The sequence below is a fragment of the Halogranum roseipondis genome, from assembly GCF_059695585.1.
The window spans coordinates 2,154,355-2,170,445 of the sequence record NZ_CM185235.1 but is presented as its reverse complement, the minus strand read 5'-3'; the positions used below and the strand labels follow the sequence as shown (position 1 = coordinate 2,170,445).

Sequence of the window (16,091 nt, the reverse complement as noted above, 5' to 3'; positions counted from 1 at the left end):
GGAGTCGGCGACGGAGGGTGAATTATCTTCCCTTGTCGACCGCGGTCGTCGTGACCGTCCGTCGGTTCGCCGAGTGAGACTTTTGGGCGGCCCCGCCGTAGGAGACGCATGGAACAGAGTACGGTCGAGTTCGCGGGCGTCTGGTCCCCCGAGGAGGTCGACGAGTTTCTCACGGAGACGACCGTCCCGATTCGGCTCGCCTGTCGGACGCCGCGAGACGACCTCTGGATGCTCTCGCTGTGGTACGAGTACGAAGACGGCGAGTTCCGGTGTGCGACGGGGGCGGACGCCGACATCGTCGAGTTCCTTCAGTCGACCGCCGACGTCGCCTTCGAGGTGTCGACGAACGAACCCCCCTACCGCGGCGTCCGCGGCCGTGGGACGGCGTCGCTCGGCCCCGACAACGGCAAACAGCAACTCCAGCGACTCCTCGATCGCTATCTCGGCGGCACCGACAGCACGCTCGCCGAGTCGTTGCTCGCGCCGGACCGTCAGGAGGTCCGCATCCGAATCACGCCGGAGAAGCTCTACAGCTGGGACTTCTCCGAGCGGATGAGCGAGTTCGACGACGCCTGAGAGAACGGAAGACTTACTGTCGGTTGAGAGACACGGCCACGCATGGCCCTCCCCCGTCCGCTCGCGCGTCTCTTCACACCCCATCGTGCGTTCGACGGCGACTCCACCCCGCTCTCGGTCGCCGTCGGCATCGTCCTCCTCGTCGCCGTCGCCAGCGCGGTCAGCCTCTCGATGGCTGCGACGCCCATCGCCGCCGCCGTCGACGGCACCGTCACCGTCGACAACCCGAGTCGACCGTCCGAGTTCGTCTGTGAGCCGAACACCGACGACGCCATCGAGTTCAACGACGAGACGCCCGAGTCCTGTACGCAGCCGAAACAGCTCGAACGGCCGCTCGCCGGCTACGCACAGAGTGCAGTGTCCGGACTCGCCGCCCCGGCGTTCGTCTCGGTCGTCTCCGCGTGGCTGCTCTCGACCGCGTGGCTGTTCGCGATCGGCGGCGGCCGCGAGAGCGGGTCGTTGGCGACGCTCGCCGGGGACACGTCGTGGGCGCTCGTGCCGTTGCTGGTGCCGGCGGCGGTCAGGCCGTTGCTCCTCGGACGGACGGCCGAACGTCACCAGTACGGCGGGACCATCGAGTCGGTCGAGGCGACCGCTCGGAGCGTCGCAGCCGGCGCACCGCTCGACCCACTGTTCGTCGTCTCGGCGGTCGCGCTGCTCTGGAGCGGGTGGATCCTCGCCGCGATCCTCCGGCGACGGCGCGACGCGACCCGCACGGAGGCCGGTGTCGTCGCCGCCGTCCCCGTCGTCGCCGTCCTCGTCGCCTCGTACGTTCAGCGCCCGAGGCCGGTACCGGAGCTGACGGCGGTCGGGTCGCTGTTCCTCCTGTTCGGGGTCCCCTACGCGCTGTTCCCGGTGCAACTCATCCGGTTCAACGCCCGGTTCGAACTCATCGGCTTCCGGGGCGACGTCGAACCCGAAGACTGGTACGTGGCGCTTCACCGGTTCGGCGGCCTGTTTGCGGCGTGTGTCGGATTTCTGATCACTGCTGCGCCGACGCTGCTCGTCTGAGTGCGGGGCGACGTCCGTCGTCGCCCCCCTCCGCCGTCGCCGCCCTCCCGCCGTCGCTTCCTCGTCGCCAGCGCGGCGTCACTCCGCGTCGTCGGCGTGACGGGGGCTGGCGAGGTTCTCCAGCGCGACGCCGTCGGGCAGCGATTCGAGCGCGACGCCCGGCCAGTCGTCGTGCGCCAGCGTGACCGTCACGTCCGGATTGGCCTCGACGAGGCGTGCGACGCCGTCGGCGGCGGCGCGGTAGGCGTCGGCGTCGACGCGCTCGGGGACCTCCGCGGTGAGCGGGTAGGTCTCCGAGAGCGCACGGGGGAACGGTCCGAACGGCGGGACGACCCGCCAGACGGCGTCGTAGTCGTGCTCCTTCGGCGTCCCGCCCTCCGTGAGCAGCACCGTCCCGTCGAGCGAGAGGCGGTCGAGTCGGTCGTGGTGACGCAGCACCTCGGGACGGTGGGCACTCTCGTTCGAGAGGTAGAAGAACGACCCCTTCGAGACGGGGTCCTCGTGTTCGAGTTGGTCGGCGTGCTCCAGCAGCGCGCGGTAGCCGTCGAGCATCGCCGGATGACCGCGGGCGCGCTTCTCGACCAGTTCGAGTAGGTTGCCCGAGCGGATCGCCTGCTTGATGCGACGGATCTCCTCGAAGGTGACGTGGAGGTTGTGCTCGGCGAGCAGTCGCTCTCTCGTCTCCTCGTCGAAGCCGCGGACGTCCTCGGGGGTGTGTTCCGCACAGACCGGACACGAGCAGGGGAAGTAGTCGAGCTCGTCGAGGTGTTCGGTGCTCTGGACGGTCAGATACCGGCCGTCGCGAGCGTAGAGCGCGTACGCCGCGGAGTCGAACAGGTCACAGCCCATCGCGACGGCGAGCGCGAACATCATCGGGTGGCCCGCGCCGAACAGGTGGACCGGGCAGTCCGCGCCGAGGCCGCGTTTCGCGCCGGCGACGACGTCGACCATGTCGTCGTAGCGGTAGGCGTTCATCAGCGGGACGACCGCACCGACGGGGAACACGTCGAGGTCCGTCGCGTCGGCGTGGCGACCCGCGCGTTCGCGCAGGTCGGGATACGTCGACCCCTGGACGGGCGCGTTGACGAGCATGTCGCCGGTGTCGATCGCCTCGGCGTCGGCCAGCGCCTCCTGGGTGATCTCGAGGTCCGTCTCGGCCTGCTCGCGGGCGACGTCTGGCGGCGTCGGGATGTCGACGGGCGTCCCGATGTCCGAGCCGACGTCCAGTTGGAACTGGATGATCTCCTCGGTCGTCACCTCGATCTCGCCGTACTCGGCGAGTTGGAACGACCCGGAGTCGGTCATGATCGCCCCCGAGAAGTCGAGCAGCTCGTGGAGGCCGACGTCGAGCGCCCGCTCGCGCAGGTCGTCGGTCTGGCGGATGATGTAGGAGTTGGTGATGAGGATCTCCGCGCCGAACTCCTCTTCGAGTCGGGCGGGAGAGATCGTCTGCAGATTCGGGTTGACGACGGGCAGAAGCGCCGGCGTCTCGACGGTGACGCCGGCCCGCGGGACGGTCAGCCGGCCGATGCGGCCGCCGACGTCGCCGTCGCGTATCTCGAAACAGTCGCGCATGGGCTGGGTTTCCGGTCACGAGCGGTAAGAGTTGCGTTCGGCCGGCACCGGAGCGGCCGGTCGAAGGGTTGCGTTCGGCCGGCACTGGAGCGGCCGACGCTCTCTACGTCTCTCGTGACTCGTTCGACGCCGTCGACGACCCGAGGCGTTCGGCGCCCTCCTCGGCCAGCCAGCCGAGGAACCGCTCGACGGTGTCCGGGTCGGGCGTCCGGTGGACGGCGGCCGTCTCCTCGTCGCCGACGTGGATGCTGACGCCGGTCGGCGCGATCGCGCGGAACGCGTCCTCGTCGGTGGTGTCGTCGCCGAGGTACATCGTCGTCCACGTCTCGGGGACGTCCTCGCTGAACAGCGACACCGCCCGTCCCTTGTCCCAGGGAACGGCCAGGGCGAGTTCGACGACCGCCTTCCCCGTCGAGACGTGGATGCGGTCCGGTGCGATCTGCTCGACGGCCTCCTCGACCGCCGCCCGGATCTCCGGGACGGCGTCGAAGTCGGCTTGGCGATGGTGGACCGTCGCCGTGACGCCCTTGTTCTCGATCAGACAGCCCTCGACGTCGCCGACGCGCTTCTCGACCGCCTCGCAGACGGCCCGTATCTCCGAGGCCTGGCGCTCGGCGACGGGGTGGACGGTGGTCTCGCCGTCGTGGGCGAGTTCGAGGCCGTGATTGCCGGCGTAGGAGACGCCGTCGAGGTCGACTCGCGACTGCAGGTCGTCGAGCGCGCGGCCGCTGACGACGGCGACTTCGACGTTCTCGCGTCCGGCGAGGCTCCGAAGCGACTCGCGGTTCCCCGGGCGCATCTCCGGCGCGTCGGGGTCGGCGACGATACCGGTGAGCGTCCCGTCGAAGTCGGTACACAGGAGCAGCCCCTCGGCGTCGGCCAACTGGTCGCCGACGGCCGCTTCGAGCGCTTGGAGCTCCGACTCGCGTTCGACGGGGTCGAGATCGCTGTCGGCGTCCGGCTCAGGGTCGGCGTCCGTGTCGGGGTCGGCGTCCGTCTCAGGGTCGGGAGCGTCGTCGCTCATCGGTCACTCCTCGGCGTCTCGCCGTCGTTTGACGTCGCGTGCCGTCGAGAGGCTGTCTCGCAGCCACGCGAACAGGTCGTACTGTTCGACCCGCTCTCGCATCCGTCGCATCCGCTCGCGACGCTCGGACTCGTCCATCGTGAGCGCGTACTGGAGCTGCTCGACGAAGTCGTCGACGTCGTGTGGGTTGATCGTCACCGCGTCGTCGCCGAACTCCTCGTGTGCGCCCGCCTGGTCCGAGAGGACGAGGACGCCGTCCTCGTCGTGCTGGGCAGCGACGTACTCCTTGGCGACGAGGTTCATCCCGTCGCGGAGCGGACTGACGATCGCCACGTCGCTGTGTCGACAGAGCCCGTACAGGTCCGTCTCGGGGAGCATCTCCTCGGTGTAGACGACCGGCGTCCAGTCGTCGGTGCCGAAGCGACGGTTGATTCGGGTGACTGCCTCCTCGACCTCCTCCTGGAGCTCTCGGTAGTCCGAGATGCGCGAGCGACTCTCGCTTCCCTTCTGGAGGAAGGTGAGCTTCCCCCGCCACTCGGGGTGCTCCTCCCACAGTCGCGCCAGCGCGTCCAGCCGTTCGGGGATCCCCTTGGTGTAGTCGAGACGGTCGATCCCGACTGCGAGCTGGACGTCGTCGCCGATGCCGTAGGAGCGTTTGAACTCCTCGAACCACTCCTCGTCTGCGTCGGCGCTCTTCGAGGCGATCTCGTCGTAGTCGATGCTCAGCGGGAACGACTCAACGTGGGTGGTGTGTCCGTCGTGTCGGACGCGCTTCTGGTCGCGGTCGACGAAGGCGTTCTCGAACGCTTCGTCGACGCAGTCGAGGAAGTTCTCGCAGTACCAGTCGGTGTGGAACCCGAGCAGGTCGTTGCCGAGCAGCCCGGCCAGCAGCTCCTCGCAGTTCGGCAGCGACCGGAACGTGTCCCAGCCCGGCCACGGGATGTGCCAGAAGTGCATGAGGAAGGCGTCTTCGAGTTGCTCGCGAACCAGCCGCGGGGCGACCCCGAAGTGGTAGTCCTGGAACCAGACCAGCGAGTCGTCGTCGTACTCGTCGACGACCGCTTCGGCGAACGTCTCGTTGACGTCGCGGTACTGCGTCCAGAACTCGTCGGAGTACGCCGTCTTCCACATCCCACCGTGGCAGAGCGGCCAGAGCACCTGGTTGCTGTACCCGTAGTAGTAGTCGTCGACCTCGTCCTCGGTGAGCCACACTCGCCGCAGCGTGTATGCCTCGGACTCCGGCGGGACGCGGACGCGGTCGTGTTCGTCGACGACGTCTGCGTCGGCGTCGCCGTCACCCCACGCGATCCACGTTCCGTCGGTCTCTTGCATGACGGGGTCGATGCCGGCGGTGAGCCCGCCGGCCGGCCGGTCGACGGTGATCGACCCGTCCTCGTCGTAGCTGTGTTTGTACGGTTGTCGGTTCGAGACCACGAGCAGGGAGTCGCCGTCGAGAACCGTTTCAGTGTCGTCGGACGCGTCGTCGTTGGGAACCATCGCTTTGTGAACTCAGTTGGACGGGGCTACGAAGCAATCACACAAAGGGATGCGGGCCAAACCCGTTGGAGATCGTCTGTCTGTGCCGATTTACCATGTTCGATACTCAAGTTCGTCCGACAATCCTCCGACGTTCGTTCGTGTCTTCGAGCACAACGTCGCCGCTCGTGGGAAAACGACCGGCGACGGGGAGGAGCCGACGCGAGGCCGGACGAGGCGACGGTCGGAGCGGGGTCAGGCTCCGAGTCGCTCGACGAACTGCTCGACGGTGGCGTTGAAGACGGTCGTGTTGTCGAGGTTCGACAGGTGGCCGGCGTCGGGGACGACCGTCGTCGTCGCGTCGTCGATGCGACGAGCCAGTCGTCTGTTCTGGGCGACGACCGCTTTCGCCTCGTGGTCACCGTACACGAGAAGCGTCGGCGCGGTGATGTTCTCGACGTCGCGAGGGTCGGCGTCGTAGAGCGCGTCGAACACCTTGATGAACTCGGTGATCGGGAACCGGTCGACCTCCGAGAGCGCGTACTCGCGGACGTCGTCGTCGAGTGCGAGCCACGCGGAGCCCTCGACGGCCCGGACGCTCTGCAGCAGCATCCGGAACGAGGCTCCCGACCCGAGCAGGCGGAACGTGGGGTAGATCGACAGTTTGGGGAAGAGGAACTGCTTCTGCAACTGCGTCATCGGCACCGGCGGCAGCGACTCGACGGTCGCGGCGAGCACCAACCCCGCGAGGTCGTCGTCGGTCGTCGCGGCGTAGGTCCGAGCGACCAGTCCGCCGAGCGACAGCCCACAGAGGATCGGCGCGTCGACGTCGAGCGCCGCCAGCGTCCGCCGGAGGTCGTCGGCGAACAGTTCGACGGTGTAGTCGCGTTCGCCGGTCGCGCCGGTCCGTCCGTGTCCGCGGAGGTCGACGGTCACGACGCGGTAGTCGTCGGCGAAGTGGTCGATCTGCGGCCGCCACATCGACCCCGAGAGCCACCCGCCGTGGACGAAGACGATGGTCTGGCGGTCGTCGCCGTCGCCGTCGCCGTAGACGGCCGTGTGGAGAGGGGCATCTGCGATCGGTCGGCCGTCGTCGACAGTGTCGGCGTCCGGAGCGTCGGCGCCGGGTGGGGTCGGACTCATCGTCAGAACAGCACCGCCGCAGGCTGTTCAATACTTGGGCCGTAGGTGATCACCACGTAGAGCAGCGAGAACAGCGTCGCGTTGTACGCGCCGTGGATGAGCGACGGGACGACGATGTTGCCCGTGTACTCGTAGGCCGCACCGAAGACGAGACTCGGGAAGAACAGGATGGCGATGGTGGTGAACCGGGCGGCCGACGGGCCGGAGAGCGCGACGTAGTGGATGACGGCGAACAGCGTCGCCGAGATGACGATCGCCGGAGCGGGGCTGAACGCCTCGCGGAGCCGACGCTGGACGATGCCACGGAACAGGATCTCCTCGCCGGGACCGATGATGAGGAACGACGCCGGGATGAGCACGAACAGGATCTCGGGCGTCTCCTGGGCCATCTGGGCGGTCGTGTTCTGGGCGGTCGGGGTGCCGAGCGCCTGGATCACGACGCCGGCGACGGTGACGAGACCGAACGCGGCGAGATAGCCGCCGAAGACGACGAGGAGGTCCCGAAGCGACGGGACGCGGACGCCGATGTAGTCCAGTGAGAGTCCACGATACTGCAGGTAGCCCAGGGCGACGCCGCCGAACGAGAGATACTGGTTGACGAACAGCATCACGACGATCGTCGCGACGGCCGAGAGCTGGACGCCGGTGAGCTGTATCCCGGTCGCGACTGCCAGGACGAGGACCAACGAGACGAGGATGCCCGCGAGGCCGGCACCGACGCCGACTCCGAGAGCGCGCAGTTTCGACGACTGCGTGACGTTCGACATATCTCCACTCAGGGCCGCCGGTGTGATATCGGTTCCGTCCGCGGAGAGCCACGGCCACGGATCCCGTCGCTCGCGGCGACGCGCCTCAGCGCTACGGTCAGCTCGTACCGCACTCGGTCAGCTCGTACCGCACTCGGTCAGCTCGTACCGCACTCGGTCAGCTCGTACCGCATCACGCCGATGGCGGTCCTCCCGTCGACGACGCCGCCGCTCGCGTCTCCGTCGTCGCCTTCGACGTCGTCACCATCGCCGTCGGCGTCGCCGACGACGGCGGCGAGCAGACGCTCGTAGTCGGTCGTCCCGACGCGGATGCTCTCGTTGAAGTCGAGCTCCTGTTCGCCCGTCGGCTCGCAGCCGCGGGCGACGAAGTAGTGGTGGACCGTGTTGGCGATGCCGTTTGCGGGTTCGACGGTCGTCAGCGGCTCCAGCTCGCTCGCTTCGTACCCCGTCTCCTCGCGGAGTTCGCGGTGGGCCGCCGCCCGCAGGTCGTCGTCCTCCGGTTCGGTCGTCCCCGCCGGCAGCCCGCGGTTGACGCGACCGACGGCCTGCCGCCACTCCTCGATGACGACGACGTCGCCGTCGGCGTCGAACGGCAGTATCACGACCGCGGGCGGTTCGTCGACGTAGTGGTAGTCCGTCTCCGTCCCGTCGGGAAGTCGCACGTCGTCTCGCCGGACGTCGAACCCGGGACAGCGGTAGTCGATGGCCGTTCCCGTCGTCTCCCACGACAGCGGGTCGGGGTCGTCGCTCATGGTCGAGCGTCGCCACGGGCGAGGAAAAGCGGCCCGGTCGGCGGCGGGAGCGGGGCCAGTCGGCGACGGGAGACAGGAGACAGCGACCTCGCCGTGGCCGGGACCGTGGGCGACCGTCGACGCGCCGCTCCCTCGTTCGCCGCGGGCGTCACATTCTGGTGGCTCTCGCCGCAACGTCGAGGTGACATGCCATCCGAGATGACCGCCTACGTCGTCGAGGAGCACGGCGACCCGGACGTCTTCACCGAGGAGACGGTCGAGGTCCCCGAACCGGCCGCCGACGAGATCCGCGTCGCCGTCTCGGCGAGCAGTCTCAACCCGGTCGACTACAAGATCCGCCGCGGCGACCTGCCCGACTTCACCCCGGCGTTCCCCGCCACGCTCCACTGTGACGTCTCGGGCGTCGTCGACGCCGTCGGCGACGACGTCGACCGGTTCGAACCCGGCGACGAGGTGTACGGGATGCCCGGCGGCGCGGGGCGACAGGGGGCGCTGGCGGAGTTCGTCGTCGGCCACGCGGGGACGTTCGCACACGCACCCGAGAGGCTCCCACTCGAAGAAGCGGCCGCGCTGCCGGTCGTCGCGCTCACCGCGTGGGAGATGCTGGTCGACGAGGCGACCGTCGACGTCGGCGACGACGTGCTCGTCTACGGCGCCAGCGGCGGAGTCGGCCACGTCGGCGTCCAACTCGCGCGCTGGCTGGGTGCGAACGTCGTCGCGACGGGGTCGACCGAGGAGAAGCGCGCGCTGGCGGCCGACCTCGGCGCGGACGCCACCGTCGACTACACCGGAACCGACGTCGAGAGCTACGTCGACGAGTTCACCGACGGCGGGTTCGACACCGTCTTCGACCCTGTCGGCGACGACCACCTCCAGACGTCGTTCGAGGCGGTCCGGCCGTTCGGCACCGTCGTGACGACCGAGTCGAGTTCGACGCAGGACCTCTCGGCGATGCACGCCAACTCGCTCGATCTGGGCGTCGTGCTCGTCATCCTCCCCGTCCTCCTCGGCGACCGCCAGGAGCGAATCGGCGAGGAGCTCGCCGACGTCGCCGCGCTCGTCGACGACGGCGCGATCGAACCGCACGTCCACGACCGGTTCGGCTTCGACGAGGTCGCGGACGCGCATCGACTGGGCGAGTCCGGCGAGTTCTCCGGCAAACTGCTGTTGGTCAACGAGTGATCGTCGAAGGAAGAGGAGAGAACGAGGTAGACGCTCCGTCGGGGGTCAGACGCGTCGACGACGGACGACCTCGCTGAGGTAGAGACCGCCGCCGCTCAGCACCATCCCGAGGGAGACGAGCGTCAGGAGGACGTGCACCTCCGAGAGCCAGAAGGGGAGCGGGTAGCTGCTCTTGGCCGCCCGAAGCAGCAGCGAGAGGACGGGCACCTCGTTCGTCTCGCCGGCGTTCTCGTCGGCTTCGTAGCGCTCAGCACCGACCGTCTCGCCCTCCGGGAGGCGTTCGGCCTCGTAGGGGACGAGCGGCGTCTGGTAGCTCCAGACTGTCGCACCCGACTCGTTGACTTCGACGATGCGACTGTTCAGCGAGTCGGTGATCAGCGTGTTGCCGTTCTCGAGGCGATCGGCGTCCCGCGGCCAGCGGAAGTCGACTTCCTCGGCCGACGACAGCGACCACGCTATCTCCCACTCGCCGGACTCGTTCGAGCGGTGGAGTTCGACGACGCGGTCGTTCTCGCTGTCGGCGACGAGCACCGCGCCGTCGCCGAGCCACTGCGGGTTGTGCTGTCGCTCCAGCAACGCGGGGTCGCCACGGCGCTGTCCGTCGTTCGGGGTCGGATCCTCGTTTATCACCTCGACGACCTCCGCGTCGTGCTTCCCCTCGCCGCGTTCGACGACGAGCAGTTGGTTCGCGTTGCGGACCGAGACGAGATACCGATTCTCGCCGACGACGTCGACGTCGTTGATGTGGAGCCAGTCGGTCCGCGTCGGGTCGGGCGGGGCCTCGTAGAAGCTGCTGGCGTTCCACTGCCAAGTCACCTCGCCGTCCTTCACGGTGAACACGCGCTCGGCGTCCATGTCGGTCATGAGGTACTCGCCGGAGGGGAGCCTCTCGACGTCGTGGACCTCGCTGTTACTCCGGGTTCGGACCGGGAAGCTGTACTCCGCGAGGACCTCGGGGTCGTCGCCGGGTTCGATGATGCGGAATCCGGTGCGGGTGCACGGCGAGTCGTAGGGGCCGCAGTCGGTGTAGCCGCTGTCCATGAACCCCGCCATCACGCTCCCGTTGTCGAGTTGCGTCACGTCGAAGTAGCTGTCGGCGTCGGCCAACTGCCACTCCATCTCGTCGCCCGACACGAGATAGACGCTGCCGTCCTCGTGGAGCCCTGGGCCGCCGCCCTGCGATCCGACGAGCGTCTGTCTCGACCCGTCGCCGTCGGCCGCGGCACCGAGCGTCGGTGCCAGCGCCGCGCTGACGAGGAGCATCACCACGAAGAGGGCGACGCCACCGCCGACCAGTGCCGTCCCTGCAGTGTCTCTCGAAACCATCGACTGTCGACTGAACGGTACCATGTGGCGTGGATAAGCTTTCGGAAAGCACGTTGACACACCGATCCGTCGTCTCGTCTCCGCCCGCCGCGACGTGGGTGGGGTCGACTGGCGAACACGTCTATGTGACTGGCGAACGCTGCTACTGGTATGCACATCGCACGCCACGACTCCGGCGTCGGCGGTGCGCTCCGCGCGCTCGCCTCGCAGATCCACCCGGTGTTCATGCTCCCGCCGGTGGCCGCGTCGGCGTTCGGCGCGGTCCTCGCCGGACTGACGGACCCCGGGCTGGCGCTGCTCCACGTCGCGACGGCGTTCGTGGCGCTCTACACGGCCCACGTCAAGGACGGCTACGTCGACTTCTACGGCCGCGGCGAGGACGACGACCACCCGCTGACGGCCGCCGGTTGCCGACTCGCGTTGACGGCGTCGACGGCGCTGTTCTTCACCGGCCTGCTCGCCGTCGGTGTGCTCGTCGGACCGGTCGCCGCGCTGCTCACCTTACCGGGGTGGCTGTTCGGCTACCTCCACGCGCCACACCTCGACATGAACCCGGTGACGGCGACGATGGGCTACCCCACCGGTATCGGCTTCGCGCTCGTCGGGGGGTACTACGTCCAGACGGAGTCGCTGTCGGCCTCCGTGGTGGCGTTCGCCGTCGTCTTCGTCACCATCCTCTCGGGCATCAAGATCATCGACGACTCGAAGGACTACGAGTACGACCGCTCGATCGACAAGCGGACCGTCGCGGTCGTCCTCGGCCGACGACGGGCGCGGACGGCAGCGTTCGCGGTGATGTCGCTCGGACTCGTCGCCGCCGTCGGATTCGTGCTCGTCCGGGCGTTCCCGCCGAGTGCGGTGGCCGCCCCGCTGGTCTTCGGCGTCGTGGCCGCCTTCGCCGCCCGCGGCGACGACGAACTCGCCACGATGCTTCTCATCCGTGGCTCGTACGTCTTCCTCGCTCTGCTCGTCGTCGCGGTGTGGCTCCGACCGCTGGCGTGACTCGGCGGTCCCTCTCGACCGTTTCGTCTGGCCCGCTGCTAACAGGTTTTTACTCGTCGGCGACGAACGCGGCGGTATGGTGCCCGACATCGGCGTCTTCGGCCCGTACACCTACCTCGTGACCGAACTGCTCTGGGGGAGCGTCGCCGTGGCGTTGGTCTCCTACGCCGGCGTGTGGCGGGAAGCGGTCCGAACCGTCGCCGTCCTCTACCCCTTCGCCTACCTCTGGGACTGGTACACGCTGGAGGTGGGCGTCTTCGCCATCCCGCTGCGGACGGGCGTCGAGTTCCTCGGCATCCCGATCGAGGAACACATCTTCATGCTCGTCGTCCCGGCGATGGTCGTCGGCACTCACGAGACCATCCGAACGCTCGCGGACGACGAGTAGTGGTCGTCCGCGCCCACGAGGAGAGGGCCGTCCGCGCCCACGGGGTACGACAGCTGATCGCACGACTCGAGGGCTCTCGAAGGGAAAGACGGTTATCCGTCGAGTCCCAACCCGGAGGCAAGCGTGCCCTCTCCCGAACTGATGACGAAACAGACCGACACCGATCCGTACGACCTCGACCTGCCGAGCGAGTGGCACTACACGGTCGAGGGTGGCCGCGTCGTCTACGAGAACGACGAGTCGACCGTCCGCGTCTCGATCACCGAGTTCTCCCGCCACCTCCAAGTGTACTGGTGGGTCGACGTGTTCACCCGCGAGCGAGCGGACGCGGAGTGGACGAAACGGGAGGCGGGCCTCGGCGACTCGTTCCGCGACCCCGACGACGCCGTCCGCGTCGCGGAGGTGCTCGTCGAGTCCGTCGAGGACGGCGACGACTTCACCGAACTGCCGGTCAGCGACGTCGTCTGAGTCTGTCTCTGTTCTCGCCGTCGGTCTCGGCGTGGCGAGCGACGGCCTCGCTCACGCCGCTCGCCGGATCGCCTTGATCACGCCGCTCGCCGGATCGCCTTGAGGTCGACCTCCCCCATCTCGCTGAAGACGCGGACTCGGGAGCCGCCGCGGTTGAGTCGTCCCGAGACCGCATTTCGGTCGGCCCGCAGCCCGGAGAGCGCGAGCGTCGACGAGACGCGTCCGCTCGACTCCGCGAGCAGATCGAGGTCCAGGTCGTCGGCGACGCCGACGGCGACGCTTCCCATCTCGGTGCCGACGTCGACGTCGCCGCGGAGTCCGAGCAGGTCGACCGTCACCTCGCCCAGCTCCGTGTAGACGTGGTCGAGTCCCGTCACGTCCGTGGCTTCGATGGTGCCCACACTCGACGTCAGCGACAGGTAGCCGTCGACGCCCGAGGCGACGATCCGCCCGACGTCGGTGCGGACCACGGCGTCGCCACGGACGTTCGAGAGCGCTACCTCGCCGACGTCGGCGTCGACGCCGGTGATCGCGGGACCGGCCGACCCCTCGGGGACGGTGATCGTCACGTCCACACTCGGCGTTCGACCGTCGCGGAGAGTCGTCGCGTCGGTGTCGACGTCGGCGACGACCCGGAGGACGCCCTCTGTGAGCGTCGTGCCGACCGTGACGGCGTCGAGTCCGCGCCGTCCGGTCTGCGACCGCTTGTCGATCCGAACCGCCACCGCGTCCGTCGCGGTTCCGCGGACGCTCACGCGACCGACGGCGTTCCGCACTTCGACCGACCGGACGTCGGCGGACGGGAACGACTCGGCAGTCGACTCCGCGACGTCGTCGCCGAACCCTCGCCCGAGGCAGCCCGCGAGTGCCCCGACCGCGAGCACCGCGCCGGTGCCGAGAAACGCTCGTCTGCTCCCGCTGTGTCGTGTCGTCATCGACCGACAGAGACGCGAAACGAGGACATAAACGGTCGCAGAACTGTGCTTCTGTGTGCGATAGCATGGCGCGTGCGACACGGCGGCGCAGGCTACCTCGGCGCAGGCTCTCTACCGCGACGTCGCGGCCGACGCCGCCGGCACTCGAACGCCGTCTGTCTCAGGCGCTCTCGACGACGACGTAGCCCAGTCGCTCGTCGTCGTGTCCCGTCTCGGCGTCCTCGCTCTGCTCCTCCTGAAGCCGCACCTCGACGCTGTCGCTCGTCAGGTTCCGGTAGCGGACGACGACCGAGTTCCAGCCGTTGTACGTCTGGACGTCTGCGAGGAGTCGCGGTTCCTCGTAGTCGTTCTCGAACTCGATCGTGTACCAGTCCTCGTCGACCGCCTCGGGCGTCCGCCCGACCTCGAACTCGCGGCCGTCGACCGTTCCGGTGCCGGGTTCGACGGCGACGTAGCCGACCGTCTCGACGTAGTGGTAGCCGCCGTGCTCCTCGCCGTCCTCCTCCTGGACGCGGACGTCGAAGCCGTCCGCGGAGACGTTCGCGGGTCGCGTGACGATGGGGTCGGTCCCGACGCACGTCTGGGACTGCGAGAGGACGACCGGCGTCGTCCCGAACGACCGCTCGAACGCCACGTCGCGGAACCGGTGGTTCGTGTCGACCGTGCCGACCGCCGCCGGCAGACCGCCGAGCGAGGTGACGTCACCGTCGAGCACGAGGTAGTGGGTCGTCTCCGTCCAGTGCTCGCCGTCGAGATAGAGCCACTCCTCGAGCTGGAAGTCGAACCCGTCGCTCCCGACGTTTCGGAGGCGGACGTCACACGGGTGGGGGCCCTCCGCCGACAGGGGCGTGGCGACGGCGACCGGGTCGTCGTACCCCCCCTGGAGGCTCACCGAGTGCCACTCTCCGCGGTTCGCCTGGTCGGTCCGTACCGACCCGGTCTCGCCGGGGAACTCGTCGACGGGTTCGCCGCCGTCGTCACCGTCGCCGTCGCCGTCGCCGGCGTTCGACGGGAGCGGACAGCTCCCGGACGTTTCGATGCCGTCCGTCGCGACCGACGACCCCTCGACCTCGCGGACGGTGACGTCGGTGACGTCGATCGTCGAGTCGGTCACGACGTTGTCCGTCGACGACTGGAAGACGAGCCCGTCGCGACCGGTGCCCGACTGCTCGATACAGCAGTTCCTGATCGTGTTGCCGTCCCGCCGGAACCGCATCGCGCTGCGGTAGGTCCCACCTCCGGTGACCGAGACGCCGTCGAGCGTCCGCGTGCCGGGGTCGGTGGCGGTCGCGTCGTCGACGAACACTGCGTAACTCGTCCGGGAGCCGTCGGAGCCGGTGGTCGTGTAGTCGGCACCGACGTGGATGCGCGTGTCCGTCACGGTGAACGAGCCGCCGGAGTAGGCTCCGACGATCGCACCCGTCCCCTCGCTGTTCTTCATCGTGATGTCGCAGTTCTCGATGGAGACGGGACCGGGGCCGTCGGCGATACGGACGCCGCGCATGTTGCGCGCGTCGTCGCCGGCGACGGGGAGCGGTTCGTCGACCGCGATGTCGGCGTCGCGAACGACCGTGTTCGGACTTCCGACCCGGATCTGCGAGACGTTGTTGTTGCGGTACGTGCCGCCGTCGACCGTCACCGACCCGCCGAGGTTCGACACGTAGAGGCCGTTGTCGTCGAACCGCTCGATCCGACAGTCACGGACGGTCAGCGACCCGTCGCCGCCCGCGTAGATCCCCACCGACTTACCGCCGTCGGTGGCGACGAACCGTTCGAGCAGCGCCGACCCGCCGCCGTAGATGTCTAGTGCGGTCGACGGGCCGCCGGCGTCGTGGCTCCCGACCTTCGTGACGTCCCGCACGACGAGTCCGTCCTCGACGCCGATGTCGACCTTGGGCGTGACGTCGTCGCCCCGGTGGTCGAACGTGAAGTTCTCGATGCGGACGTCTCGCGTCTCCGCACCCGCCAGCCAGAGGTCGGAATCGTAGTTCTCGCCCGGGACGAGGGTCACGTCGCCCTCGCCGACCATCGCGAAGTTCGTCAACCCGTAGATGATGAGCCTGTTCGCCTTGTACGTCCCCGGAGGGAACGTCACGAGGGTGTCGTCGCCTTTGACGTCGTCGAAGACGTCGTCGATGGGGTCCTCGCCGCCGCTGTCCGCACCCGCCTCCTCGATATCTACGACAGTACCGTAGTCAGATTCCGCCGCCGCCACGACGGAGCTGCCGGCAACCGCAGAGAGGCACGTGAGTCCGACCGACCCGAGGAGGGTCCGTCGACTCAGGGAGCTGTGACCCGTTCGGTCTCGTACCATTGCGTCCGGGCGAACATCGAACTAGACAATAAACTCAGCGGCAACGGAACGGCAACAAGAGTTATATATCTTTTATCCAAGTACGTTATTGCCTCAGACAATAACACCCCGACGGCGACGCTCCGAGCCGCGGAGAGCGATGTTGATATACC

15 protein-coding genes are annotated in these 16,091 nt (G+C 68.5%); 6 read left to right on the top strand and 9 right to left on the bottom strand.

Going from position 1 to position 16,091, the window contains the following annotated elements; genetic code table 11:
• Positions 1 to 108: 108 nt before the first annotated feature.
• Both EOHIBHHM_RS11260 and EOHIBHHM_RS11255 read left to right on the top strand, forming a co-directional pair.
• Positions 109 to 576 (top strand): pyridoxamine 5'-phosphate oxidase family protein, encoded by a 468-nt coding sequence (locus EOHIBHHM_RS11260; RefSeq protein ID WP_497250583.1) that lies wholly within the window; start codon positions 109 to 111, stop codon positions 574 to 576.
• A 42-nt stretch (positions 577 to 618) separates the two neighbouring features.
• The gene (locus tag EOHIBHHM_RS11255; RefSeq protein ID WP_497250581.1) at positions 619 to 1,587 is read left to right on the top strand and encodes a DUF6199 family natural product biosynthesis protein; all 969 of its coding nucleotides are present in this window, start codon (positions 619 to 621) and stop codon (positions 1,585 to 1,587) included.
• A 78-nt stretch (positions 1,588 to 1,665) separates the two neighbouring features.
• Here the strand turns inward: EOHIBHHM_RS11255 and tgtA are convergent, their stop codons facing one another.
• From tgtA to EOHIBHHM_RS11225, 6 genes are all read right to left on the bottom strand, one after another.
• Positions 1,666 to 3,162 (bottom strand): tRNA guanosine(15) transglycosylase TgtA, encoded by a 1,497-nt coding sequence (gene tgtA, locus EOHIBHHM_RS11250; protein ID WP_497250579.1) that lies wholly within the window; start codon positions 3,160 to 3,162, stop codon positions 1,666 to 1,668.
• Between the two features lie 103 nt (positions 3,163 to 3,265).
• On the bottom strand, positions 3,266 to 4,186 hold the full coding sequence (gene otsB / locus EOHIBHHM_RS11245; RefSeq protein WP_497250577.1) for a trehalose-phosphatase: 921 nt from the start codon (positions 4,184 to 4,186) through the stop codon (positions 3,266 to 3,268).
• Positions 4,187 to 4,189: 3 nt separating this feature from the next.
• Positions 4,190 to 5,683: an alpha,alpha-trehalose-phosphate synthase (UDP-forming) gene (locus tag EOHIBHHM_RS11240; RefSeq protein ID WP_497250575.1), complete on the bottom strand. Its 1,494-nt coding sequence runs from the start codon at positions 5,681 to 5,683 to the stop codon at positions 4,190 to 4,192.
• 234 nt (positions 5,684 to 5,917) lie between these two features.
• Entirely contained in the window at positions 5,918 to 6,805 is an 888-nt protein-coding gene (locus tag EOHIBHHM_RS11235; protein WP_497250573.1) for an alpha/beta fold hydrolase, read from the bottom strand.
• A gap of 2 nt (positions 6,806 to 6,807) precedes the next feature.
• Positions 6,808 to 7,572, bottom strand: a complete 765-nt coding sequence (locus EOHIBHHM_RS11230; RefSeq protein WP_497250571.1) for a CPBP family intramembrane glutamic endopeptidase — start codon at positions 7,570 to 7,572, stop codon at positions 6,808 to 6,810.
• Between the two features lie 137 nt (positions 7,573 to 7,709).
• The gene (locus EOHIBHHM_RS11225) at positions 7,710 to 8,324 is read right to left on the bottom strand and encodes an NUDIX hydrolase (RefSeq protein WP_497256983.1); all 615 of its coding nucleotides are present in this window, start codon (positions 8,322 to 8,324) and stop codon (positions 7,710 to 7,712) included.
• Positions 8,325 to 8,510: 186 nt separating this feature from the next.
• On the opposite strand from EOHIBHHM_RS11225, the gene EOHIBHHM_RS11220 reads away from it, so the two are divergent.
• On the top strand, positions 8,511 to 9,506 hold the full coding sequence (locus tag EOHIBHHM_RS11220) for a zinc-binding dehydrogenase (protein ID WP_497250569.1): 996 nt from the start codon (positions 8,511 to 8,513) through the stop codon (positions 9,504 to 9,506).
• 45 nt (positions 9,507 to 9,551) lie between these two features.
• Here EOHIBHHM_RS11220 and EOHIBHHM_RS11215 read toward each other — a convergent pair whose 3' ends face one another.
• Positions 9,552 to 10,832: an aryl-sulfate sulfotransferase gene (locus tag EOHIBHHM_RS11215; protein ID WP_497250567.1), complete on the bottom strand. Its 1,281-nt coding sequence runs from the start codon at positions 10,830 to 10,832 to the stop codon at positions 9,552 to 9,554.
• A 150-nt stretch (positions 10,833 to 10,982) separates the two neighbouring features.
• Between EOHIBHHM_RS11215 and EOHIBHHM_RS11210 the strand changes: the two genes are divergently transcribed.
• The 3 genes from EOHIBHHM_RS11210 (at position 10,983) to EOHIBHHM_RS11200 (ending at position 12,690) form a co-directional block, all read left to right on the top strand.
• On the top strand, positions 10,983 to 11,834 hold the full coding sequence (locus EOHIBHHM_RS11210) for a UbiA family prenyltransferase (protein WP_497250565.1): 852 nt from the start codon (positions 10,983 to 10,985) through the stop codon (positions 11,832 to 11,834).
• A 76-nt stretch (positions 11,835 to 11,910) separates the two neighbouring features.
• Positions 11,911 to 12,222 carry a lycopene cyclase domain-containing protein gene (locus EOHIBHHM_RS11205; protein WP_497250563.1) on the top strand — a complete coding sequence of 104 codons (312 nt, stop codon included), beginning with the start codon at positions 11,911 to 11,913 and terminating at the stop codon, positions 12,220 to 12,222.
• A 123-nt stretch (positions 12,223 to 12,345) separates the two neighbouring features.
• Positions 12,346 to 12,690 (top strand): hypothetical protein, encoded by a 345-nt coding sequence (locus tag EOHIBHHM_RS11200; RefSeq protein WP_497250561.1) that lies wholly within the window; start codon positions 12,346 to 12,348, stop codon positions 12,688 to 12,690.
• A gap of 77 nt (positions 12,691 to 12,767) precedes the next feature.
• Here the strand turns inward: EOHIBHHM_RS11200 and EOHIBHHM_RS11195 are convergent, their stop codons facing one another.
• Positions 12,768 to 13,625, bottom strand: coding sequence for a hypothetical protein (locus EOHIBHHM_RS11195; RefSeq protein ID WP_497250559.1), 858 nt, complete (start codon positions 13,623 to 13,625; stop codon positions 12,768 to 12,770).
• 160 nt (positions 13,626 to 13,785) lie between these two features.
• On the bottom strand, positions 13,786 to 15,939 hold the full coding sequence (locus EOHIBHHM_RS11190) for a hypothetical protein (RefSeq protein ID WP_497250557.1): 2,154 nt from the start codon (positions 15,937 to 15,939) through the stop codon (positions 13,786 to 13,788).
• Between the last annotated feature and the right edge of the window lie 152 nt (positions 15,940 to 16,091).